This window comes from Mycobacterium sp. E2989, assembly GCF_001667595.1.
Lineage (GTDB): Bacteria > Actinomycetota > Actinomycetes > Mycobacteriales > Mycobacteriaceae > Mycobacterium.
On the sequence record NZ_LZJX01000104.1, the window covers coordinates 146,121 to 166,828 of the forward strand.

At 68.1% G+C, this 20,708-nt stretch carries 24 protein-coding genes and 4 tRNA genes; 15 read left to right on the forward strand and 13 right to left on the reverse strand.

Features of this window, described 5'->3' with window-relative positions:
• Positions 1 to 4: 4 nt before the first annotated feature.
• Both recC and A5680_RS18230 read right to left on the reverse strand, forming a co-directional pair.
• Positions 5 to 3,274 (reverse strand): exodeoxyribonuclease V subunit gamma, encoded by a 3,270-nt coding sequence (gene recC, locus A5680_RS18225; protein WP_067821816.1) that lies wholly within the window; start codon positions 3,272 to 3,274, stop codon positions 5 to 7.
• A gap of 48 nt (positions 3,275 to 3,322) precedes the next feature.
• On the reverse strand, positions 3,323 to 4,189 hold the full coding sequence (locus A5680_RS18230; protein ID WP_055401264.1) for a cyclopropane mycolic acid synthase family methyltransferase: 867 nt from the start codon (positions 4,187 to 4,189) through the stop codon (positions 3,323 to 3,325).
• 185 nt (positions 4,190 to 4,374) lie between these two features.
• Here A5680_RS18230 and A5680_RS18235 point away from each other — a divergent pair, with 185 nt between their 5' ends.
• Genes A5680_RS18235 through cynS form a run of 3 tightly spaced genes read left to right on the forward strand, consistent with a single transcriptional unit; the run spans position 4,375 to position 6,142 of the window.
• On the forward strand, positions 4,375 to 4,890 hold the full coding sequence (locus tag A5680_RS18235; protein WP_055401202.1) for a nitroreductase family protein: 516 nt from the start codon (positions 4,375 to 4,377) through the stop codon (positions 4,888 to 4,890).
• 25 nt (positions 4,891 to 4,915) lie between these two features.
• Positions 4,916 to 5,665: a class I SAM-dependent methyltransferase gene (locus tag A5680_RS18240; RefSeq protein ID WP_067821819.1), complete on the forward strand. Its 750-nt coding sequence runs from the start codon at positions 4,916 to 4,918 to the stop codon at positions 5,663 to 5,665.
• 12 nt (positions 5,666 to 5,677) lie between these two features.
• Complete coding sequence (cynS, locus tag A5680_RS18245) at positions 5,678 to 6,142, forward strand: cyanase (RefSeq protein WP_067821822.1); 465 nt, start codon at positions 5,678 to 5,680, stop codon at positions 6,140 to 6,142.
• A 175-nt stretch (positions 6,143 to 6,317) separates the two neighbouring features.
• Here the strand turns inward: cynS and A5680_RS18250 are convergent, their stop codons facing one another.
• The 4 genes from A5680_RS18250 to A5680_RS18260 all read right to left on the reverse strand — a co-directional run bounded on the left by A5680_RS18250 (position 6,318) and on the right by A5680_RS18260 (position 8,638).
• Positions 6,318 to 7,013, reverse strand: a complete 696-nt coding sequence (locus A5680_RS18250) for a crotonase/enoyl-CoA hydratase family protein (RefSeq protein ID WP_055401208.1) — start codon at positions 7,011 to 7,013, stop codon at positions 6,318 to 6,320.
• 20 nt (positions 7,014 to 7,033) lie between these two features.
• Positions 7,034 to 7,336, reverse strand: a complete 303-nt coding sequence (locus A5680_RS25855) for a hypothetical protein (RefSeq protein WP_156349472.1) — start codon at positions 7,334 to 7,336, stop codon at positions 7,034 to 7,036.
• Between the two features lie 77 nt (positions 7,337 to 7,413).
• Positions 7,414 to 7,514 (reverse strand) — tRNA-Glu (locus A5680_RS25860).
• A 410-nt stretch (positions 7,515 to 7,924) separates the two neighbouring features.
• Entirely contained in the window at positions 7,925 to 8,638 is a 714-nt protein-coding gene (locus tag A5680_RS18260; RefSeq protein ID WP_067821824.1) for an MBL fold metallo-hydrolase, read from the reverse strand.
• Between the two features lie 110 nt (positions 8,639 to 8,748).
• Between A5680_RS18260 and A5680_RS18265 the strand changes: the two genes are divergently transcribed.
• From A5680_RS18265 to rplA, 12 genes are all read left to right on the forward strand, one after another.
• Complete coding sequence (locus A5680_RS18265; RefSeq protein ID WP_055401212.1) at positions 8,749 to 8,961, forward strand: type II toxin-antitoxin system VapB family antitoxin; 213 nt, start codon at positions 8,749 to 8,751, stop codon at positions 8,959 to 8,961.
• 73 nt (positions 8,962 to 9,034) lie between these two features.
• Positions 9,035 to 9,107 (forward strand) — tRNA-Thr (locus A5680_RS18270).
• A 49-nt stretch (positions 9,108 to 9,156) separates the two neighbouring features.
• Positions 9,157 to 9,230, forward strand: a tRNA-Met gene (locus A5680_RS18275).
• Positions 9,231 to 9,285: 55 nt separating this feature from the next.
• Entirely contained in the window at positions 9,286 to 9,453 is a 168-nt protein-coding gene (gene rpmG, locus A5680_RS18280; protein WP_007167776.1) for a 50S ribosomal protein L33, read from the forward strand.
• Positions 9,454 to 9,503: 50 nt separating this feature from the next.
• Positions 9,504 to 9,983, forward strand: coding sequence for a (3R)-hydroxyacyl-ACP dehydratase subunit HadA (gene hadA / locus A5680_RS18285; protein ID WP_055401214.1), 480 nt, complete (start codon positions 9,504 to 9,506; stop codon positions 9,981 to 9,983).
• Positions 9,970 to 10,398: a (3R)-hydroxyacyl-ACP dehydratase subunit HadB gene (gene hadB / locus A5680_RS18290; protein ID WP_055401216.1), complete on the forward strand. Its 429-nt coding sequence runs from the start codon at positions 9,970 to 9,972 to the stop codon at positions 10,396 to 10,398. Before hadA ends, hadB begins: the two co-directional genes overlap by 14 nt.
• A 3-nt stretch (positions 10,399 to 10,401) precedes the next feature.
• On the forward strand, positions 10,402 to 10,902 hold the full coding sequence (hadC, locus tag A5680_RS18295; RefSeq protein ID WP_055401218.1) for a (3R)-hydroxyacyl-ACP dehydratase subunit HadC: 501 nt from the start codon (positions 10,402 to 10,404) through the stop codon (positions 10,900 to 10,902).
• Positions 10,903 to 11,046: 144 nt separating this feature from the next.
• A tRNA-Trp gene (locus tag A5680_RS18300) sits at positions 11,047 to 11,119 on the forward strand.
• A 93-nt stretch (positions 11,120 to 11,212) separates the two neighbouring features.
• Positions 11,213 to 11,668: a preprotein translocase subunit SecE gene (gene secE, locus A5680_RS18305; RefSeq protein WP_055401220.1), complete on the forward strand. Its 456-nt coding sequence runs from the start codon at positions 11,213 to 11,215 to the stop codon at positions 11,666 to 11,668.
• Between the two features lie 25 nt (positions 11,669 to 11,693).
• The gene (gene nusG / locus A5680_RS18310; RefSeq protein ID WP_067821827.1) at positions 11,694 to 12,449 is read left to right on the forward strand and encodes a transcription termination/antitermination protein NusG; all 756 of its coding nucleotides are present in this window, start codon (positions 11,694 to 11,696) and stop codon (positions 12,447 to 12,449) included.
• A 42-nt stretch (positions 12,450 to 12,491) separates the two neighbouring features.
• Positions 12,492 to 12,920 carry a 50S ribosomal protein L11 gene (gene rplK, locus A5680_RS18315; protein ID WP_055401224.1) on the forward strand — a complete coding sequence of 143 codons (429 nt, stop codon included), beginning with the start codon at positions 12,492 to 12,494 and terminating at the stop codon, positions 12,918 to 12,920.
• Positions 12,921 to 12,996: 76 nt separating this feature from the next.
• Complete coding sequence (gene rplA, locus A5680_RS18320; RefSeq protein WP_007167783.1) at positions 12,997 to 13,704, forward strand: 50S ribosomal protein L1; 708 nt, start codon at positions 12,997 to 12,999, stop codon at positions 13,702 to 13,704.
• A 10-nt stretch (positions 13,705 to 13,714) separates the two neighbouring features.
• On the opposite strand, the gene A5680_RS18325 is transcribed toward rplA, so the two are convergent.
• From A5680_RS18325 to A5680_RS18355, 7 genes are all read right to left on the reverse strand, one after another.
• Complete coding sequence (locus tag A5680_RS18325) at positions 13,715 to 14,932, reverse strand: RNA polymerase sigma factor (protein ID WP_067821830.1); 1,218 nt, start codon at positions 14,930 to 14,932, stop codon at positions 13,715 to 13,717.
• A gap of 9 nt (positions 14,933 to 14,941) precedes the next feature.
• Entirely contained in the window at positions 14,942 to 15,640 is a 699-nt protein-coding gene (locus A5680_RS18330) for a YciI family protein (protein ID WP_067821839.1), read from the reverse strand.
• 94 nt (positions 15,641 to 15,734) lie between these two features.
• Positions 15,735 to 16,631, reverse strand: coding sequence for a hydroxymycolate synthase MmaA4 (gene mmaA4 / locus A5680_RS18335; RefSeq protein WP_055401268.1), 897 nt, complete (start codon positions 16,629 to 16,631; stop codon positions 15,735 to 15,737).
• Between the two features lie 148 nt (positions 16,632 to 16,779).
• Entirely contained in the window at positions 16,780 to 17,640 is an 861-nt protein-coding gene (locus A5680_RS18340) for a cyclopropane mycolic acid synthase family methyltransferase (protein WP_067821841.1), read from the reverse strand.
• A gap of 88 nt (positions 17,641 to 17,728) precedes the next feature.
• Positions 17,729 to 18,637, reverse strand: a complete 909-nt coding sequence (locus A5680_RS18345; RefSeq protein WP_067821843.1) for an alpha/beta fold hydrolase — start codon at positions 18,635 to 18,637, stop codon at positions 17,729 to 17,731.
• Positions 18,637 to 19,983, reverse strand: coding sequence for an AarF/ABC1/UbiB kinase family protein (locus A5680_RS18350; protein ID WP_055401234.1), 1,347 nt, complete (start codon positions 19,981 to 19,983; stop codon positions 18,637 to 18,639). The genes A5680_RS18345 and A5680_RS18350 overlap by 1 nt, the downstream gene beginning before the upstream one ends.
• Positions 19,984 to 20,127: 144 nt before the next feature.
• Positions 20,128 to 20,700: a DinB family protein gene (locus A5680_RS18355; protein WP_067821894.1), complete on the reverse strand. Its 573-nt coding sequence runs from the start codon at positions 20,698 to 20,700 to the stop codon at positions 20,128 to 20,130.
• Positions 20,701 to 20,708 lie beyond the last annotated feature (8 nt).

The window sequence follows — 20,708 nt, forward strand, 5'->3', positions numbered from 1 at the left end:
TGGGTCACGGCCTGCCCTCCGCGCGCAGCATCGGCAGCCAGACTCGCGCGGCGTACGCGCCCAGCCGATTGTCTTCGCCGTCGCATTCCTCGCCCGGCCGCACGGGCCGCATCAGGTCGGCCAACCGGGTGTTCTTGCCCCAGGCCCGCAGGTGGGCGGGCTCCTCGCGCTCCCACTTCCACCGATGCTCCGCCTCGCGCAGCGGATCGTCACCGCAGTGCCGCGCGGCCGCCCACGCGTAGGACGTCTTGACGGGCAACGGAATCGGCTCCCGACGCCCGGCGTCGTAGATGGCCACCAGCTCACGCAGCGCCGCCGCGGCGTCGTCGTGCGGCCGTCCCAGCGCCTCCACCCGCGGGGCGGTGCCCCGCTTGCGGCGGCCGATGCACACCGCCGACCAGTCGCGGCCGGGGTCGTGAGCGGTCAACGCCAGCAACGGAATCCACGACTCGAGCAGGTGCCTGCCGTCCAGCCGGGAGTAGGTCACCGACACCAGCCGCTCCCCGTACACCGGGGACACGGTGCCCGTGAGCCGCCGCCCCCCGCCGAGATCGATGTCGACGTCGTACGCGCGCGCATCGGCCCGGCGGTGCTCCCGCGCGGCGGCCGCCAACAGGGCGGCCTGATCGCGGATCTCGGTCGCCGCGCGCCATCCCAGTTGGCCCGGCGGCAGCGTGCCCCGCCGCCACTCGGCCTGCCGGGCGTCGTCCGGGGCCCAGCCCCGCAGCATGTCGCCCAGCATCCGGTCGCCGACCGTCCACTCCTCGAGCCCGTCGAGGTCGACCGGCATGGCGTCCTGCACGCCGTCTACATCCCGCGGCAGCGTGAACTCCAGGGCGCGAAAGAAACCCTTGACCGGGTCCTTGAAGAAGGCGACGAGGTCGGCGACGATGACGTCGTCCGCGGGTGGGGGCGGCAGCGGCCCGGAAATGAACTTGGGCGCATCCCGACGCTCGCCCGAGGCCACGCGCGCCGCCCGCAGCACCGTCGGGTCGAAGCTGAACGGGACCTCTGGCACCAGCCTGCCCGGGATGACGTTGCGAACGTCGAACGGCTGCAACGGATGCGCGACGACCACGCGGTCGCGCACCTTGCCCATCGTGGTGATGTCCAGGGTGTCCAGCAGCTCGGCCAGCGGCACCGCCGGTGGGCGCGCCTGGCCCGAGTACTCGTTGGCGCCGGTATAGGTGACCACCAGCTTCTCGGTGGCCGCGCCGATGGCGTCGAGCAGCAATTGCCGGTCCTCGGAACGGATGTCGCGATCGCCGGTCATCGGGTCACGGGCCAGCGCGTCGTCGCCGTCGACGACGCCGAGCCGGGGGAACACCCCGTCGTCGAGGCCCACCAGGCACACCACCCGGTGTGGCACCGAGCGCATCGGGACCATGGTGCACACCGTCAGGGTGCCCGTGCGGAAGTTGGCCCGCGTCGGACGCCCGGCGAGGCGGCCGTCCAGGAGGGCCCGGATGTCGGGCAGCCGCAACACGGTATCGGCCCGCGCCCCCGCGTCGGCCAGGGTGGCAGCGAATTCCCGTTGCAGCTGGCCGGCCTGCCACGAATCGGCGTCGTCGACTTGCGTCAACAGGTCGATGCCGCCGGCCAGCGCGGCCAGCCAGTCGCGCAACGGCCGCGCGCCCGTCAGTGAGTCGACCACCCGCTGCAGCCGGGCCACGAATTCGGCGAACTGGCCGGCCAATTGGACGCGGTTGCTGCTGACGTCGTCGAGTGGCAGCGTCGCGTCGATCCAGGCGTGCGAGTCGTCGGACATCGCGACGCCGGCCAGCACCCGGTCGATGCCGAAACGCCAAGTGTTGTGCACGAAGTCGACGTGGTAGGGCCGCCGGTGCTCCTGATCGAATCCCCACCGGATGTTGGCCTGCCGGACCCAGCGGGTGATGGCCTCCAGGTCGTCGTCGGTGAAACCGAACCGGGCGCGCACCGGCGCCGCCTCGGCGAAGTCGAGCACCTCGCTGGCGGTCGCCCGGCTGCCCGCCAGCGCCAGCAACTGCGAGGCGATCCCGAGCAGCGGATTGGTTTGCAGCGGAGAGCGATCCGCGAGCCGCACGCGCAACCGGTGCGCGGGATGCGCGCCGTGCACGACGTCGCCGAGCCCGAAGTCGGCGACGATCAGCGGCGCGTACGTCTCGATGTCCGGACACATCACCAGGATGTCGCGCGGCTCGAGGGTCGGGTCGTCCTGCAGCAAGCCGAGCAGCACCTCGCGCAGCACGTCGACCTGGCGCGCCGGCCCGTGGCAGTTGTGCACCTGCACGGAACGGTCGGTGGCGGCGAGGTTACGGCCTTGGGGCCGAACGGCATTGGCGGCGATGTCGGACTGGAGCCAGCCGAGCAGCGTGTCGGTGCGGTCCGGGCCGGGCAGGTATTCGTCGGTCTGCGGGTCGGCGGGCAGGCCGCGTTGCAGTTCGCGCAGGTCGCGTCCGAGCGTCGCCAGCAGCGGATGACCCACGCCGCGGTGGCTGGTGTCGAGTCGGCGGGGGATCGCGCCGCGGGTGTCGGCCAACGCGCGCCACAGCTGGTCGCTGGGATGCGGCAGCCACAGGTGCAGGTCGTGCCGGGCGGACACCGCGTCCAGCAGCTCAATGTCGGTGCGCGCCAACCGGGTGTGTCCGAACAGCGACAGCCGCTCGGGAAGGCCGGTGCGGCCGTCGCGCAGCCGGGCCACGGCCGCCTGATGCCGGATGTGCGGGGGATCGGCGGGCACAGCGGCCACCAGGGTCCGCCAGAGCTCCGGCTGCCAGGCCAGGTCGGGGTCGAGGTCACCGGTGTCGCCGGCGAGCCAGTCGGCGAGGAGCCGCGGACGCTGCCTGGCGTACGAGGCGAACAGGCCGGCCAGCCGGCGCGCCACCGCGTAGCGGCGTCCGAGGCGCAGCTCGGCCTCCGTCTCCGTCGGCGCGAAGTGGCCCAAATGTGTTGCCAGGGTGCGACACCACGGCTCGTCCAGCGAGCAGTCGATGGCCCGCAGCAACGGCCAGGCCATCGCGTCGGCCGACCATGGGTCCTCGTCGGCCGTGCCGGTGAGCTCCGCGATCAGGGAGCCGGGGCTGCGGAACGCCACCCCGGCGCACACCCCGTCGCCGCCGCGGCCGCGGCCGAGCACGTGCGACAACCGCTGACTGAGCCAGCGCTCCACGCCGCGCGCCGGCACCAGCACCAGCTCCTCCGCGAACGGGTCGGTCGGCGGGTTGGCCAGCAGGGCGCCCAGGCCGTCGGCAAGGAGGTCGGTGCGCTCGGCACGGTGGAGATGAAGCGACATCGCGGTGCCACGATAGCCCCGGCCACCGACAGGAGTGGCTGGTTGGGCCTACTTGGCCAGCGTGAACTGGTTGACGTCGATGTAGCCGTCGCGGAAGGCGTTGGCGCAACCGGTCAGGTACCGCATGTAGCGCTGGTAGACCTCTTCGGACTGGATCGCGACCGCCTCGCTGTGGTGCGCCTCCAACGCCGCGGCCCAGAGGTCGAGCGTGCGGGCGTAGTGCAGCTGCAGCGACTGCCTGCGGGCCAGGTTGAAACCCATCTTCGACGCGTGGAACTCGACCATCTCGATCGGTGGCAGCTGGCCACCCGGGAAGATTTCGGAGGCGATGAATTCGTTGAAGCTGGTCTGCTCTTCGGTCATCGGCAGGCCCCGTTCGACGATCTGCTCCGGGGGCAGCATGGTGATCGTGTGCAGCAGCATCACCCCGTCGTCGGGCAGGAGGCTGTAGGCCCGCTGGAAGAAATCGTCGTAGCGGTCATAGCCGAAGTGCTCGAACGCGCCGATGGAGACGATCCGGTCGACGGGCTCGTCGAACTGTTCCCAGCCCTGCAGCAGGACCCGCCTGCGGTGCGTGGTGTTCATCGCGTCGAACATCTTCTGCACGTGCGCGGCCTGATGCTGGGACAGCGTCAACCCGACCACGTCCACGTCGAATTTCTCGATCGCGCGCCGCATCGTGCCGCCCCAGCCGCAGCCGACATCCAGCAACGTCATGCCGGGCCGCAGGCCCAGTTTTCCGAGCGACAGGTCCATCTTGCGCAGCTGCGCCTCTTCGAGGGGGATGTCGCGCATCCGGTCGAAGTAGGCACAGCTGTAGGTCATCGTGGGGTCGAGGAACAGCCGAAAGAAATCGTCGGACAGGTCGTAGTGCGCCTGGACATCCTCGAAATGCGGCGTCAGGTTTTCGGTCATGCCGGCAAATGCGCCTTCCTGAATCGGGGCCATTCAGCTGGTACACGAGTGGGCGGCGCAGCTGGTTCACCATGGCTTCCCGCAACTGCCGGAATGAAAACTCGAGCGGGCACATCCGGGGAATTCGGACGACCATACCCCCGTTGACAGCGAAATTGGCCGAAAAGCTACAGGAGGACGCGCGCATGGAGGCTTGGGACGCGATCCGCGCCCGCCGCAACGTCCGGCAGTACACGCCGGATCCGGTTTCCGAGGACGACCTGAACCGCATCGCCGAGGCCGGCTGGCGCGCGCCGTCGGCGAAGAACCGGCAACCCTGGGACTTCGTGATCGTCACCGACCGCGGCCGGCTGCGGGAGCTGTCGACGGTCTGGCAGGGCGCCGGGCACATCGCCGGCGCGGCGGCCGCGATCGCGATCGTCGTGCCCGTCCCGCCCGACGAGCGCCGGGTGATCACCGACAACTACGACGTCGGGCAGGCCACGATGGCGATGATGATCGCGGCGACGGACCTCGGCATCGGCACCGGGCATTCGTCGGTGGGCGACCAGGCACGGGCGCGCGCCATCCTGGGCGTCCCGGAGGACCGGCTGGTCGCCTTCCTGCTCGGCCTCGGCTACCCGGCCGACCGCCCCCTCGCTCCGATCCGCAAGCCGAACCGGCGGCCCTTCTCCGAGGTCGTGCACCACGGTCGGTGGTGACCGCAGCCGTCGTAAGCTCGTTGCCGTGCACGACCACCGCGGTGACTACGGAATAGACGGGTCGTTTCACACCATCTCGGCGCGCGGGCAGGTGATGGGCATCGCCGCCCAAACCGCCGCCCTGGCCGGGTGGTCCGCGATCAGCTGGGCGCGCGGCAAGCGGGTGACCGCGGCCCTCGCGGCGAGTTCGGCCCTCGGAATCGCTTCGAGCGCAGCCCTTTACGCGTACGCGACGCGGGCGGGCAAGTTTGTCGTCTGGGACCGGATACTCGACGATCTCGGGTTGACCGGCGCCGAAACGGTGCTCGACCTCGGCTGCGGCCGCGGCGCGGTGCTGATCGCGGCGGCCAAGCGGTTGCCGGCGGGCCGCGCGATCGGCGTCGACCTGTGGCGCGCCGACCAGACGGACAACTCCCCGGACGCCACGATGGCCAATGCGGCGCTGGAGAACGTCGCCGACCGCATCGAGGTGCGCACCGGCGACATGACCGCCCTGCCGTTCGCCGACGACAGTGTCGACGTGATCGTCAGCAACCTGGCCATCCACAACATTCCGACGCGCGCGGGCCGGCGCAAGGCTCTCGACGAAGCGGTGCGGGTGCTGCGCCCGGGCGGCCGGCTGGCCGTCGCGGACCTGTGGGAGACCCGCCAGCACGCCGCGCACCTGCGGGAGCTGGGTTGGCGAAACGTGCGGCGCCGCAACCTCGGGTGGCGGATGTACTACGGCGGTCCGTGGTTTTCCACGCGCCTGGTCACCGCGACGAAGCCCCGGTGAGGCCGCGCGTGCATGCTGGGGGCCATGAACAGACATGAGATCACCGAGCAGATCGTGCTGGCGCGCCTTCGGCTCGGCCTGACCTGGCAGCAGCTGGCGGACGCGATCGGCCGGCCGGTGTTGTGGACGACCTCGGCGCTGCTGGGCCAGCACCCCATCCCCCCAGAGCTGGCAACGATTCTCGTCGAGAAGCTGGGGCTGGACGACTCGGTGGTCGGTGTGCTGGCCGCGCCGCCCCTGCGCGGCGGTTTGCCCACCGCCGTGCCGACGGACCCCACCATCTACCGGTTCTACGAGGCGCTGCAGGTCTACGGCGGCGCCATCAAGGAGCTGATTCACGAGCAGTTCGGCGACGGCATCATGAGCGCCATCAACTTCAGCGTCGACCTGCAGAAGAAATCGCATCCGTCGGGCGATCGCGTGGTGGTGACCCTGGACGGGAAATTCCTTCCCTACCAATGGGTTTCGGCTGATTAGCCGGTGCCCGCCGGTCCAGCTGACCGGTGCAAGGGGTTCCGGGGAGCGGGGTGAAGTGACGGCACGCCGCGCGCGTGTCACACTGGCGACGAGGAGGCGAAGGGAACGCGGTGGCGGCTAGCAGCGGCCACCGCGTTCGCCGTTTTAGTCCACCAATACCTGCGGTGAGAGCTCCCTACAGCCCGAATTCGGCCTCGATGCCGTCGATCCCGGCGCGAATGGCCTTCAGCGCGTCGGCGCGGGCGCGCAATTTCGTTGCGGCGTGGGCATGTTGGTGCAGGCCCGCGAATTCGCGCGCGGCCTCCTCGGCGCGGCTCACCACCATCTCCGGCAGCACGATCTCGTCGACGAAGCCGGCGGCCAGCGCGGTCTCACCGAAGAACGTCTTGGCCAGCCCGGCGGCCTGCTGGTACGCCGACTGCGTCAGCCGCAGCTTCATGATCTCCAGCGCCGCGTACGGGATGACCATGCCGATCGCCACCTCGTTGGCCTGAATGTTGTAGGCGTGCGCGGCCACCCGATGGTCGCCGGACGACAGCAGGAACGCCCCCATCGCGATGGCGTGGCCGGTGCAGGCCATCACCACCGGCTTGGGGTGGGACAACAGCCGGTACGACAGCTCGAAGCCGCCCCGCAGCATGTCGATCGCCGGCTGCGCCTCGCCGGAGGTGAGGATCTTCAGGTCGAACCCGCCGCTGAACACCCGCTCGTTCCCGGTGATCACCAGCGCCCCGGCGTTGTCCGCCTCGGCCCGGTCGATCGCCTCGCCCAGGGCCTGCTGCATCGTGGGTCCCAGGGCGTTGACCTTGCCGTCGTCCATCCGGATGACCGCGATGGAATCCTTGAGGCTGTAGTGGACCGGGCCGCTCATCGGTTGCTGGCTCCTTGCCGTCACGCGTGCTGATTGTGGTGTTTGCCGAGGTCGTCCTCGGCCTCACTCCAGCGCAGGCTGACATCGGTGGGGTCGTCGAGCTGGCGGGTGCGCCACCGGTCCTGCGTTTCCCGCACGGCACCGTTGATCCGTTCGATCTCGCTGCGGAACACCTCGGGACGGGTTTCCTTGCTCGCGTAGTGGAAGTAGGTGAGCAGGCCGCGCAGCAGCTCCAGCTTCTGCTTCTCCCGCTTCGCCAGGTCGTGGGTGGTCAGCAGCTCGATGCGCTGAACGGGGGGCAGCGAGTCCCAGTCCAGCACCACCTCGGTTTCCAGCGGGAGGCGTTCGCGCTCCCAGAACCGCCGACCGCGCTTGGGCTCCGGGGTGTCGAAGTAGCGGATGGTGCCGGTGAAGCGGGACTCGATCCCGCTGCCGATCTCGGCGCGGTCGAGCGCCGAATCCCACACCATGCGCCACTCCTGGCCCGGGGCCAGCACCGGCAACGCGCGGGGGAGCCGCAGCTCGACGACGTCGGCGTAGCCGTCGGTGGCGTTCTCGTATTCGGCGACCGTCGGCGGGTTCATGAAGGAGAACGTGATGTCGTAGGCCGCCCTCTGGCCGAAGTTCCTGACCACCAACTCGATCACGTGCCAGTCGGCGGGATGCGGTTCCATGAACATCGCGACCTGCGGCCGGGTCTGCTCAGCGGCGAGCCGACGATTGCGGGTGATCTGCCGGTTGGTGAAGATCAAGGTGATGGCCGCGAGCGCGATCGCCGCCCACGCCGCCCACGCGATCCAGGTGCTGGACCCGACGTTGGTGATTCCGTGCCAGCTGTCCTGGATCCACCCCATGGAATCCACCCTCCGCTTATATCACAGGCCGGTTGCCGCTTCGTTCGGTCGGCGGCCTCAGCCGCCCATCAACATTCGCCATTGGGCGAGGTCACGGGCCCGATAGACGTAGTTGGAACGCTTGACTTCCGACAGCGCCGCGCTGGGCTCCGCCGAGTACCAGTGCCCGGGGAACACGGTCGGGTCGCCGGGCAATGTCGCGAGTTGCTGCAGGCTGCGGTACATCTCGTCGGAGTCGCCGCCGGGAAAGTCGGTGCGGCCGCAGCCCTCCAAGAACAACGTGTCGCCGGCGACGAGGCGGCCGTCGAGCAGGAAGCACTGGCTGCCGGGCGTGTGACCCGGGGTGTGCAGCAGCTCGATCTCGATGTCGCCGATGCTGACCTTGTCGTGGTTCTCGTGGGCCGTGAGGTCCCCGAGGCCGATCCCGGTGACGCGCGAGACCCATTGCGCCTCAAGGGCATTGACGTGCACCGGCACAGCTTTGCGCTCCAGTAGATCGGCCAGGCCCTGCAGCGAGAAGCCCATCATCGATCCGCCCACGTGGTCTGGGTGGTGGTGGGTCACCAGCACGCCGGACAGGTGCATGCCGTCGGCCTCGAGCGCGTCGAGGAGATCACCGGCCGCGTACGCGGGGTCGACCACCACGCAGTCGCCCGATTGGCGGTCCCCGATCAGGTAGGCGAAGTTGCGCATCTGGGTCGCGAACATGTCGCCGGCGGCGAAGTCGCGCCCGGAGAGCAGTTGCCGAAAGTACAGCCGGTCTGTTGACACGTGATCAGCCTAGGACCCGCCCTTCGACGGCCCGCAGCGCCGCCGCGAAGTTTGCCGAACACCCCCCGCGAGCAGCGATTGGCCGCCGGTGGCATGGGTATTGTTGGCGCATGAGGAAGAAGGTCGAAATCGAGATCGACGTCGATCTCATTGACGAGGCGATCCGCCGCTTCCATCTGGCCGACGCCCGCGAGGCCGTCAACCTCGGGTTGCGCACGCTGCTCGCCGAAGCCGATGCCGATGAATCGAACGAGGTGTACGACGAATTCAGCGACCTCAGCGCCTGGCAGCTGCGTCGCGGCGGCGGCGGCGACGCTCCCTAAAGCCCGTTTGGTCCGGTTGTGGGCCAGGTTGTACCCTCTTTTAGGCCCGCGGCACTGCCGATTCGGGTGAACGGCCCCCTTAGCTCAGTCGGTAGAGCGTTTCCATGGTAAGGAAAAGGTCAACGGTTCGATTCCGTTAGGGGGCTCGGCGGACGCCGAGCAGGCGTGGCGGCCCCGACCCCTGGGGTGGTCAGAGGCGATGTAGCTCAGTCGGTTAGAGCGAACGACTCATAATCGTTAGGTCGCCGGTTCGAGTCCGGCCATCGCTACAACACAACAACGCGCGGCGAGAGCCCCGCGAGAAGGAACCGAGAGAGAACCGTCATGGCTTCCAGTACCGATGTACGGCCGAAGATCACCTTGGCCTGTGAGGTGTGCAAGCACCGCAACTACATCACCAAGAAGAACCGCCGGAACGACCCGGACCGCATGGAGCTGAAGAAGTTCTGCCCGAACTGCGGCAAGCACCAGGCGCATCGAGAGACGCGCTAGCGGGAACCTGCGACCGATTATTCGTCACTGACTAGGTAGATTTTAGAGCCGTGCCGTTAAGCGAGAGCATCGTCGGGATGCACTACCGCTATCCCGACCACTACGTCGTGGAGCGGGAGAAGATCCGCGAGTACGCGGTCGCCGTGCAGAACGACGACGCCTTTTATCTCGAGGAGAAGGCGGCGGCCGACCTGGGCTACGGGAGCCTGCTCGCGCCGCTGACGTTCATCTGCGTGTTCGGCTACCAGGCGCAGACGGCGTTCTTCGCGCACGCGAACGTCGCCGTCCAGGACGCGAAGATCGTGCAGGTCGACCAGGTGCTGAAGTTCATGGCGCCGATCGTGGCGGGCGACAGGCTGTACTGCGACGTCTACGTCGACTCGATGCGGGTTTCGCACGGCACCCAGATCATCGTGACCAAGAACATCGTCACCAACCAAGCCGGTGACGTCGTGCAGGAGACCTACACGACCCTGGCGGGCCGTGCCGGTGAGGATGGAGAAGAGGGATTTTCTGATGCCACTGCGTGAGTTCAGCTCGGTGAAGGTGGGCGACCAGCTTCCCGAGAAGACCTACCCGCTGACCCGGCAGGACCTGGTGAATTATGCGGGTGTCTCGGGTGACCTGAACCCGATTCACTGGGATGACGAGATGGCCAAGGTCGTCGGGCTGGACACCGCGATCGCGCACGGCATGCTGACCATGGGCATCGGCGGCGGGTACGTCACCTCGTGGATCGGTGACCCCGGCGCGGTCACCGAGTACAACGTGCGGTTCACCGCGGTGGTCCCGGTCCCCAACGACGGCAAGGGCGCCGAGCTGGTCTTCAGCGGCCGGGTGAAGTCCGTCGACCCGGAAACCAAGTCCGTGACCATTGCGCTCACGGCGACCACCGGCGGCAAGAAGATCTTCGGCAGGGCCATCGCGTCCGCGATTCTCGCGTAGCCCATGGCGCTCAAGACCGACATCCGGGGAATGATCTGGCGGTACCCGGACTACTTCGTGGTGGGGCGTGAGCAGCTTCGGCAGTTCGCGCAGGCCATCAAGAACCGCCACCCCGCCCATTTCGACGAAGACGCGGCCGCCGAACTGGGTCACGACGCGATCGTGGCGCCGCTGACCTATGCGACCATCTTCGCCAAGCTGGTCCAGCTGGATTTCTTCCGGCACGTCGACATCGGCATGGAAACCCTGGTGATCGTCCAGGTCGACCAGCGGTTCGTGTTCTCCAAGCCGATCAAGGCCGGCGACAAGCTCTGGGCGCGGATGGACATCCACTCGGTGGACGAGCGGTTCGGCGCCGACATCGTCGTCACCAAGAACACCTGCACGAACGAGCGGGGCGAGGTGGTCTTGCAGTCCTACACCACGCTGATGAGCCAGTACGCCGACCAGTCGGCGAACCTCAAATGGGACCCGGAGTCCGGCCAGGTCATGAGAACGGCGTAATTAGTATCTGACTCGCGCGTCGATGTACACTCGGACCTCGGGGTTTTCCCAGCATTAGCGCGCTTTCCGGGATTCGAGCAATCGGGGAGCGCGCGTGTCATGTAAGCCCCGGTAGGTAAGCGCAGGTTGGCCTGCCAACCGCGAAGGGGCGTAGCTCAACTGGCAGAGCAGCGGTCTCCAAAACCGCAGGTTGCAGGTTCAAGTCCTGTCGCCCCTGCTGACTTGAAAGTCGTGCCATGGTGGACACTGGAATAGTGGCCTTCACCACCGGGACGGCCCGCGGGACACGAGCAAACTTAAGGAGCATGCGGTGAGCGACGAAGGCGAAGCTGCCAACGACGCCACAAGCGACGGCGCTGACAGGGAGGACGACCGCGCGAGTGGCGGCCGGACCGCTGTGGTGACGCGGCCGCAGCGCCCCAGCGGCAAACGATCCCGGCAGCGGGCGGCCGATGCCGGCGACGACGCCGACGTAGAATCGGCGGGCGAGGTCGAGGCCGCCAAGGAGGACAAGACCGCCAAGGGCGGCAAAGCCAAGAAGGCCAAAAAGCCCAAGAAGCCCGGGGACCGTTCGGCCAACCCGTTCGTGTTCGTCTTCAACTACCTCAAGCAGGTGGTTGCGGAGATGCGGAAGGTCATCTGGCCCAACCGCAAGCAGATGCTCACGTACACGTCGGTGGTGCTGGCGTTCCTGGCCTTCATGGTGGCGCTGGTCGGCCTCGCGGACTTCGGCCTCACCAAGCTTGTGCTGCTGGTGTTCGGCTGAGCGAGAAGATAGAGAGGACTAAACCGTGACTACCTTCGACGGTGACACGTCCGCGGGTGAAGCGGTCGACGTAGAAGAGCGCGCCGAGGACACCGAGGCCCAGGAGACGACCGAAGAAGCCACTTCGGCCGAGGCGCCCGAGGAGTCGGTCGAAGAGGTCGACCCGGCGGCCGCGCTCAAGGCGGAGCTGCGCAGCAAGCCCGGTGACTGGTACGTCATCCACTCCTACGCGGGCTACGAGAACAAGGTGAAAGCCAACCTCGAGACGCGCGTGCAGAACCTGGACGTCGGCGACTACATCTTCCAGGTCGAGGTGCCCACCGAAGAGGTCACCGAGATCAAGAACGGTCAGCGCAAGCAGGTCAACCGCAAGGTGCTGCCCGGCTACATCCTGGTGCGCATGGACCTGACCGACGACTCGTGGGCCGCGGTGCGCAACACGCCGGGCGTCACCGGGTTCGTCGGGGCGACATCGCGACCGTCGGCGCTGACGCTGGACGACGTGGTCAAGTTCCTGCTGCCGCGGGGCGCGGCCAAGAAGGCCGCCAAGGGCGCCGCTACCACCGCGGCCGCCGCCGAGGCCGGCGGGCTGGAGCGCCCGACCGTCGAGGTCGACTACGAGGTCGGCGAATCGGTGACGGTCATGGACGGGCCGTTCGCCACGCTGCCGGCGACCATCAGCGAGGTCAACGGCGAACAGCAGAAGCTCAAGGTGCTGGTGTCGATCTTCGGCCGGGAGACGCCGGTGGAGTTGACGTTCAGCCAAGTCTCCAAGATCTAACGGGGCGATCAAGCCCAGTCACGGAAGGAATACCGAACACTCATGGCCCCGAAGAAGAAAGTCGTTGGGCTGATCAAGCTGCAGATCCAGGCCGGCCAGGCCAACCCCGCGCCGCCGGTCGGACCCGCGCTCGGCCAGCACGGCGTCAACATCATGGAGTTCTGCAAGGCCTACAACGCGGCCACGGAGAACCAGCGCGGTCAGGTCATCCCGGTGGAGATCACGGTCTACGAGGACCGCAGCTTCACCTTCACGCTCAAGACGCCGCCCGCGGCGAAGCTGCTGCTGAAGGCGGCCGGCGTGGGCAAGGGCTCGGCCGAGCCGCACAAGACCAAGGTCGCCAAGGTCACCTGGGACCAGGTCAAGGAGATCGCCGAAACCAAGAAGACCGATCTCAACGCCAACGACATCGACGCGGCCGCCAAGATCATCGCCGGCACCGCCCGGTCGATGGGGATCACCGTCGAATAGGCGGGCATAGTTCGACCCCGTGGGAGGGCCAGCTTCGGCCCGCCGACCACGACCCAACACCAGATTGGATGAATCAATGAGCAAGAACAGCAAGGCATACCGCGCGGCCGCCGAGAAGGTGGACCGCAACAACCTGTACAGCCCGCTGGAGGCGGCCAAGCTCGCCAAGGAGACGGCGTCGGCCAAGCAGGACGCGACGGTCGAGGTGGCGATCCGGCTCGGCGTCGACCCGCGCAAGGCCGACCAGATGGTGCGCGGCACCGTCAACCTGCCGCACGGCACCGGCAAGACGGCCCGCGTCGCGGTGTTCGCGGTGGGCGACAAGGCCGAGCAGGCGCAGGCCGCCGGCGCCGACATCGTCGGCAGCGACGACCTGATCGAGAAGATCCAGGGCGGCTTCCTGGACTTCGACGCCGCGATCGCGACGCCCGACCAGATGGCCAAGGTCGGCCGCATCGCCCGCGTGCTGGGCCCGCGCGGCCTGATGCCCAACCCCAAGACGGGCACCGTGACCCCGGACGTGGCCAAGGCCGTGGCCGACATCAAGGGCGGCAAGATCAACTTCCGCATCGACAAGCAGGCCAACCTGCACTTCGTGATCGGCAAGGCGTCCTTCGACGAGAAGGCCCTCGCCGAGAACTACGGCGCCGCGCTTGATGAGGTGTTGCGGCTCAAGCCGTCCGCCTCGAAGGGCCGCTACCTGAAGAAGATCACCGTGTCGACGACCACGGGCCCGGGCATCCCGGTGGACCCGTCCGTCACGCGCAACTTCGCGGAGGCCTGAGGCCTGAGGCCTAGCCGCCGCACTCGGCGATGCGGCGCCGCAGAAACTCGCGGCCCGGCTCGGAGCCGTTGAGCGCCAACGCCTTTCGATACCAGGAGGCGGCGTCGGCCGGCCTGCCCGCGCGCCGCAGTAGGTCGGCGCGCACGGTCGCGTGCAGGTTCGAGCGGCTCAACCGGGGGTCGTGCGCCACCTCGTCGAGGGCGGCCAGCCCGGCGTCGGGGCCGTCGCGAAGGCCGACCGCCAGCGCGCGGTTGGCGCGCACCACCGGCGAGTCGGTCACCCGCAGCAGCCGGTCGTAGGCCGCGCAGATGGTGGCCCAGTCGGTCTGCTCCCAGGACGGCGCCGTCGCGTGCAGCGCGGCGATCACCGCCTGCGGCAGATAGGGGCCCGTCGACCCCTCGGCCCGGCGGAGCCGATCCAGCCCCCGGGCGATGCGGCCGCGGTCCCACCGGCGGCGGTCCTGTTCCTCCAGCGGCACCAGCATCCCGCTGTCGTCGACGCGGGTGGCCCGCCGCGAATCGTGCAGCAGCATCAGGGCGGCCAGCGCGTGCGCCTCGGGCTCCTGCGGCATCAGCGCGCACAGCTCACCGGCCAGCCGGATCCCCTCGTCGCACAGCTCGTCGCGAATCGCCGACGGGCCCGCCGTGGACCAATAGCCCTCGGTGAACACCGAGTAGATGCAGGCCAGCACGTGCGGGGTGCGTTCGGGCAGCAGCTCGGCCGGCGGCACCCGCAGCGGGATGTTGGCGTGCCGAACCTTGTTCTTGGCGCGCGTGATTCGCTGGCCGATCGCCGCCTCGGTCTGCAGCAGCGCGCGGGCGATCTCGGTGACGGTCAGCCCGGACACCAGCCGCAGGGTGAGCGCCAGCTGTGACGGGCGGTCCAGGGCGGGGTGCGCGCAGGTGAACATCATCCGCAACTCGTCGTCGGGGACGGGGGACGGATCGGTGTGATCGGTGCGGGCCCGAATCTCGTCAACCACGGCCGCCAATTCCTTTCCTGGGCGGGCGGATTCGCGGCGCAGCCGGTCGCGGGCGCGGTTGCGGGCCACGGTCACCAGCCAGCCCCCCGGGTTGGCCGGCATGCCGTCGCGGCCCCAGCTGCGCAGCGCCTCGGCGCAGGCCTCCTGGACGGCGTCCTCCGCGACGGTGAGGTCGCCGGACCACCGCGCGAGCGCGGCGACCGCGGGTCCCCACTCCTGCCGAAAGACGCCGTCCAGGTTGGGCATTCGCGACGGTTAAAGCGCGGAGAGGCCGGCCAGTTGACGCACCTGCACGGTCGAAGCTGGGATCATCGACGCCAGCTTGACGGCCTCGTCGCGATCCGCGGCGCCGAGCAGGTAGACGCCGGTGGCGATCTCGGCGCCCTCCACGTAGGGCCCGTCGGTGATCAGGACCTCGCCGTCGCGCACCCGCACCGTCGTCGCGGTGGTCCGGTCGTGCAACGCGGCGCCGCCCAGGATGTGGTCGCCCGCGGCCGCGTGGAGTTCGGCGTGGCGGGCCGCCACGGCCTCCCATTCCGGGGTGCCGGGCGTGTGGGCCGACGCGGGGGGTTCCAGCAGCAGCGCCAGCCAGTCGTTTCCGGTGAGCCGGCGGGTCGGCTCGATCGCGTGGACCACCGGCCACAACTCGACGGCCCCGACCTGGGCCAGCGGGACGTCGCGCGCCAGCGCGATCGCCTCGTCCAGGTTTTCGGCCTCGAACACGTAGTAGCCGCAAGCCACCTCGGCGGATTCGGCGAACGGGCCGTCGGTGACCGTCGGCGCGTCCGGGCCGCCGGTGATGACCGCCGCGGCGGCGGCCGGCGCCAGCGCGTCGCCCGCCTTGATCGCCGACCCGGCGTTGGCGTGGAAGTTCTGCCACGCCGCCATCGTGGCGGCCGGGTCGTCGGGCGTGCGGTCTTGCTCCCTGCTGATCAACAAGGCGAAGTACTGCATGGTGTCGTCACCTCCAGGTAGTGAGCGAAGCCCCGTGCTCCACTCTCTACCTATCCGACGAACGACGCAGCCCCAATCCGACAGGCGCGGATTTCTAGGCGGCGGCCCCCGGCTTGAGGTAGGTCACCAGGCTGACGTCAAGCGCCTCGTCGGTGAAGTAGTGCTCGCACCCGCGCAGGTACTTGATATAGCGGTTGTAGACCTCTTCGGAGGTGACCTCGATGGCCTTGTCCTTGTTGGCCTCGAGGTTGTCGCCCCAGATGTGCAGCGTCTTGATGTAATGCGGCCGCAGTGAAAGCGGTTCGGGCACAACGAAGCCCGCCTTCTCGCCATGGTCGACCATCATCTGGGTGGACGGCAGCCGGCCGCCCGGGAAGATCTCGGTGATGATGAACTTGATGAACCGGGCCGTCTCGAAGGTCAGCTTCTTGCCGCGGGCGGCCAGGTCATACGGGTGGTAGCTGACGCTGCTCTGCACGGTCATCCGGCCGTCTTCGGGCATGATGTCGAACGTCCGCTTGAAGAAGTCGTCGTAGTTCTCGTGCCCGAAGTGCTCGAAGGCCTCGATCGACACGATCCGGTCGACCGGCTCGTTGAAGTCCTCCCAGTTCTGCAGGCGGACCTCCCGCGAACGGTCGGTGTCGATCGACGCCAGCAGCTGCTCGCAGCGGGCGTGCTGGTTCTTCGACAGGGTCAGGCCGATCACGTTGACGTCGAACCGCTCGACGGCGCGCTTCATGGTGGTGCCCCAGCCGCAGCCGATGTCCAGCAGGGTCATGCCCGGCTTGAGGTCCAGCTTGTCCAGGTTCAGGTCGATCTTGGCGTACTGCGCCTCTTCCAGCGTCATGTCATCGCGCTCGAAGTAGGCGCAGCTGTAGATCCTGGTCGGGTCCTGGAACAAGGCGAAGAAGTCGTCGGAGACGTCGTAGTGCGCCTGAATGTCTTCGGGAGCCGTCCGTATCTTCGTGGGGCTAGCCGGTTGATCAGCCATTTTCGTCTTGTTCTCCTGGATGAAGTTCACTGCTTACTGCCCACGCACGTGCTCGGGGTGTGACGTGCAACGATACCGAAGTCTACGTTTGCAGCGTGAATCGCCTGGCCGTCGGCGCGGGGCGTGGCGAACCCCGGCCGACGGGGAGCTACTTGGTGAGCGTGTACTGGGCGACGTTGGAGATGCCCTTGCGGAAGAGCTCGGCGCACCCCGTCAGATAACGCATGAAGCGGTTGTAGACCTCTTCGGACTGAATGGCGATCGCGCGTTCCCGATTGGCTTCCAGATTGGCCGCCCACGTGTCCAGGGTCCGCGCGTAATGCGGCCGCAGGTATTCGATCTGCTCGATCGCGAAACCGCTGGCTTGCGCGTAGTCGACGATATCGGTCTCGCCGCACATCTGGCCTCCGGGAAAGATTTCCTTTCCGAGGAAATGGAAGAAACGCAGATCCGACATGGTGATCGGGATGCCGCGCTCTTTCCATTGCGACTGCGGGTAGGTGAAGATGCTGTGCATCATCATCCGGCTGTCGTCGGGCAGCGTCTTGTAGGCCCAATCCCAAAACGCGGGCCAGCGTTCCTTTTTGAACGCGTCGAAGGCCTCGAAGCTCATGATCCGGTCGACCTGCTCGTCGAACTCCTCCCAGCCCTGCAGCCGGGCCTCGACGCGGCGCGTCGTTCCGATGGCCTCCAGCCGTGCCTTGGTGCGCGCGTAGTGGTTTCGGCTGAGCGTGATTCCGATGACGTTCACGTCGTACTTCTCGACCGCTCGGACCACGGCCCCGCCCCAGCCGCACCCGACGTCGAGCAACGTCATGCCCGGCTCGAGCTTCAGCTTCTCCAGCCCCAGATCCAGCTTGGCCAGCTGCGCCTCTTCCAGCGTCATGTCGTCGTTCTTGAAATAGGCGCAGGTGTAGACCATGTTGGGGTCGAGGAACAGCGCGAAGAAGTCGTCTGAAATGTCGTAGGTCGCCTGCGACTCTTCGTAATACGGCTTCAGCTTTGCCATCGGGTAGACCCACCTCCTTGGACAACCGTACAACTTGGCGACGCGGACTGAGATGGCAGGGGAAGCGTTTCGTCCGAGTGATTTTGGTTCAGCTCGCGTTGGCGAAGTTGCTCGTCAGCACGCCGATGACCTGATCCCACAACTGCTGGGGCAGATCATGTCCCATCCCGTCGAATAACACCAATCGAGCGCCGTCGATGGCCCTGGCCACCGCGCGGCCGCCGAACGGCCGCATCAGCTTGTCGGCCCGACCGTGGATCACGACGGTCGGGGCGGCGATTCGCCGGTTGTAGCGTTTGAGGCTGCCGCTGCCCAGCACGGCGTCGAAATGCCGGGCGACGCCCCAGGGGTAATAGCTGCGTTCGTAGCTTTCGATGGCCTCGGCGCGCAGCTGCTCCTCGGGCGCCAAATACCGCTGGCTGCCGATGATCTTGCTGACCCGAACCGCGTTGTCGACGATCACGTCCCGCGGCGAGCTCGGCGCCGGCCCCTTGATCAGCGCCAGCAATTGGCGAGGGCCGGGCGGGGGCAGGAACGCCGAATTGTTGCTGGAGAAGATGATTGCCAGGGTTTTCGTCCGCTCGCGGAACCGCGCGGCGAAGATCTGGGCGATCATGCCGCCCATCGACGCGCCCACGATGTGCGCGCGCTCGATGCCCAGGTGATCGAGCACGGCCGCGGCGTCGTCGGCCATGTCCTCGAGCTTGTATCCCGCCTGGCTGGGCAGGCCCACCCAGGAGCGGGCCAACCGCGTCAGCAGCGGCTGGCCCGCGCCGCGATGCCGGGTCTTGGTCGACAGGCCGACGTCGCGGTTGTCGTACCGGATGACGCGCAGCCCGTGGTCGACCAGCCGCTCGCAGAAGCCGGTTCGCCACAGCAGCAGCTGCGCGCCCAGCCCCATGATCAGCAGCACCGGCGGGGCGTCGACGTCGCCCATGTCCTCGTAATACAGCTTCACCTCGCCGCCCGAGGTGGCGTTCCCGGCGCGGATCTCCATCAGACCTCGACGTCCGACTGGTGCTCGCGGCTCACCTCGACCATGAAGTTGGCGAAGTAACCGGTCAGCTGCGGGTCGGACATCATCTGCCATTTGGGCGCGAGCAATTTCATGTACCGCTCGACGTAGAGGAACTGCTTGCCGATCAAGACCAGTTCGCGGGGCAGCTTGACATCGTAGGCGTCGGCCAGCGTCGACAGCTGCCGCCCGATGTCGGCGTAGGACATGTCGCCCAGCGTCGACATGGTCAGCGGGGTGGCGAACTTCTCGAGGTCCTTGGCCGCCTGGGCCTCGGGCTTCATGGTGCCGACGGCGCCCATCAGCACCACGATCTTGCCGGCCGCGGCGTGGTCCTTCTTGACCAGCAGCGCGTACACCAGCTCGCGCAGCAGCCACCGGGTGCGGGGGTCGATGCGACCCATGATCCCGAAGTCGAAGAACACGATGCGGCCCTGGTCGTCGACGTAGAGGTTGCCCGCGTGCAGGTCGCCGTGGAACAGCCCGTGCCGCAGCCCGCCCTCGAAAAGCGAGAACAGCAGCGCCTTCACCAGCTCGACCCCGTCGAACCCGGCCTTGCGGATGGCGGCCACGTCGTCGATGCGGATGCCGTGCACCCGCTCCATGGTCAGCACCCGCTCGGAGGTGAAGTCCCAGTGCACCTGCGGCACCCGGATGTTGCGGCCCAGCGGCGAGGCGTGCAGGTGCGAGACCCACGCGTCCATCGACTGCGCCTCCAGCCGGAAGTTCAGCTCCTCGGCCAGGTTGTCGGAGAAGTCGGCGACCACGTCCTGCGCCGAAAGCCGGCGACCCAGCTTGGCCAGCTCGACGGCCTGGGCGAAGCGCTTGAGGATCTGCAGGTCGGCCGCGACGCGGCGGCGGATCCCCGGGCGCTGGATCTTGACGACGACCTCTTCGCCGGTGTGCAGGGTCGCGTAGTGCACCTGCGCGATGGACGCCGACGCGAACGGCTCCTCTTCCCACTTGGCGAACAGCTCCGCGGGGTCGCCGCCGAGCTCCTCGGCGAGCAGCTTGTGCACCTCGTCGGTGTCGGCGGGGGGCACCCGGTCGAGCAGGCCGCGGAACTCGCGGGACAGCGATTCGCCGAACGCCCCCGGGCTGGACGCGATGATCTGCCCGAACTTGACGTACGTCGGGCCGAGGTCGGCGAAGGTCTGCGGGAGCTGCTTGATCACCTTCTGCTGCCACGGGCCCTTGCCCGGCAGCTTGCTGACGACGCGGGCGGCGGTGCGAGTGACCTGCCATCCGGTGACGGCCACCCGGGCCGCTTCGACCGGCAGCGGCACCCGGTCGAGCCTGGCCACCTCGCGATGCTTGGTAGAACTCATTCCAGCAGTCTGCCAAATCGGCGGTGTCAAGCTCCAATTCGCTGTGACCGCGCTCACTCCACGCTCGGGCCGCCGAGCGTGCACTCACGGCGACGTTCGGGGCCGAATTCCGCCCTGATTACACGTTCGGTGACGGCCGGGCGCTCACGGCTTCCGCCAGGGCGTGACCCACCCGCTGATCGCCCAGCCCTCCAGCCCCGCGATCAGCTCGTACATGGTGGCGCCGTCGATGGTTTCGCGGATGATGTCGGCGTGCCCGGCGTGCCGGGCCAGCTCGTTGATCACATGCAGGATCACCCAGCGCACCGACCAGGCCTCCTGATTCTTCGGAAACCAGGGGATGTCCTTGGGAACCGGTACGGCCGCGTCGAGGTCGGCGGTCTCGACCAGCCGCAGCGATTCGGCGTTCTGGGCTTCGAACGCCCGCAGCAGCCCGTCCAGCGTCTCGTCGGACCGCATCACGTGCTGGTCGGCGAACTCTTGCGAAATCTGCTCGAACGGGCGGGTGTCTTTCGGGGGCGCGTCCGGCGCGGCGGCGACCCGGCTCATCCAGCTGCGCTGCATCCCGGTGGCGTGCTTGATCAGACCGCCGATCGACAGCGCGCTCACCGAGGGCGTGGACCGGGCCTGTTCGTCGGTGAGGCCGTAGCTGACCGCGAAATACGCGCTCTGGTGAAACGCCAGGTATTCGCGCAGGGCGCTGCGTTCGTCGGCCACGGGCGGGG

What these genes read in the sequence shown, in the direction of transcription:
- hadC (WP_055401218.1), top strand. Translation starts at nt 10,402, where the DNA reads ATGGCGCTCAAGACCGACATCCGGGGAATGATCTGGCGGTACCCGGAC.
- recC (WP_067821816.1), bottom strand. Translation starts at nt 3,274, where the DNA reads ATGTCGCTTCATCTCCACCGTGCCGAGCGCACCGACCTCCTTGCCGAC.
- mmaA4 (WP_055401268.1), bottom strand. Translation starts at nt 16,631, where the DNA reads ATGGCTGATCAACCGGCTAGCCCCACGAAGATACGGACGGCTCCCGAA.
- A5680_RS18340 (WP_067821841.1), bottom strand. Translation starts at nt 17,640, where the DNA reads ATGGCAAAGCTGAAGCCGTATTACGAAGAGTCGCAGGCGACCTACGAC.
- rplK (WP_055401224.1), top strand. Translation starts at nt 12,492, where the DNA reads ATGGCCCCGAAGAAGAAAGTCGTTGGGCTGATCAAGCTGCAGATCCAG.
- cynS (WP_067821822.1), top strand. Translation starts at nt 5,678, where the DNA reads ATGCTGGGGGCCATGAACAGACATGAGATCACCGAGCAGATCGTGCTG.
- A5680_RS18345 (WP_067821843.1), bottom strand. Translation starts at nt 18,637, where the DNA reads ATGGAGATCCGCGCCGGGAACGCCACCTCGGGCGGCGAGGTGAAGCTG.
- A5680_RS18325 (WP_067821830.1), bottom strand. Translation starts at nt 14,932, where the DNA reads ATGCCCAACCTGGACGGCGTCTTTCGGCAGGAGTGGGGACCCGCGGTC.
- A5680_RS18230 (WP_055401264.1), bottom strand. Translation starts at nt 4,189, where the DNA reads ATGACCGAAAACCTGACGCCGCATTTCGAGGATGTCCAGGCGCACTAC.
- hadB (WP_055401216.1), top strand. Translation starts at nt 9,970, where the DNA reads ATGCCACTGCGTGAGTTCAGCTCGGTGAAGGTGGGCGACCAGCTTCCC.
- rpmG (WP_007167776.1), top strand. Translation starts at nt 9,286, where the DNA reads ATGGCTTCCAGTACCGATGTACGGCCGAAGATCACCTTGGCCTGTGAG.
- rplA (WP_007167783.1), top strand. Translation starts at nt 12,997, where the DNA reads ATGAGCAAGAACAGCAAGGCATACCGCGCGGCCGCCGAGAAGGTGGAC.
- A5680_RS18350 (WP_055401234.1), bottom strand. Translation starts at nt 19,983, where the DNA reads ATGAGTTCTACCAAGCATCGCGAGGTGGCCAGGCTCGACCGGGTGCCG.
- A5680_RS18330 (WP_067821839.1), bottom strand. Translation starts at nt 15,640, where the DNA reads ATGCAGTACTTCGCCTTGTTGATCAGCAGGGAGCAAGACCGCACGCCC.
- A5680_RS18250 (WP_055401208.1), bottom strand. Translation starts at nt 7,013, where the DNA reads ATGAGCGGCCCGGTCCACTACAGCCTCAAGGATTCCATCGCGGTCATC.
- A5680_RS18235 (WP_055401202.1), top strand. Translation starts at nt 4,375, where the DNA reads ATGGAGGCTTGGGACGCGATCCGCGCCCGCCGCAACGTCCGGCAGTAC.
- A5680_RS18265 (WP_055401212.1), top strand. Translation starts at nt 8,749, where the DNA reads ATGAGGAAGAAGGTCGAAATCGAGATCGACGTCGATCTCATTGACGAG.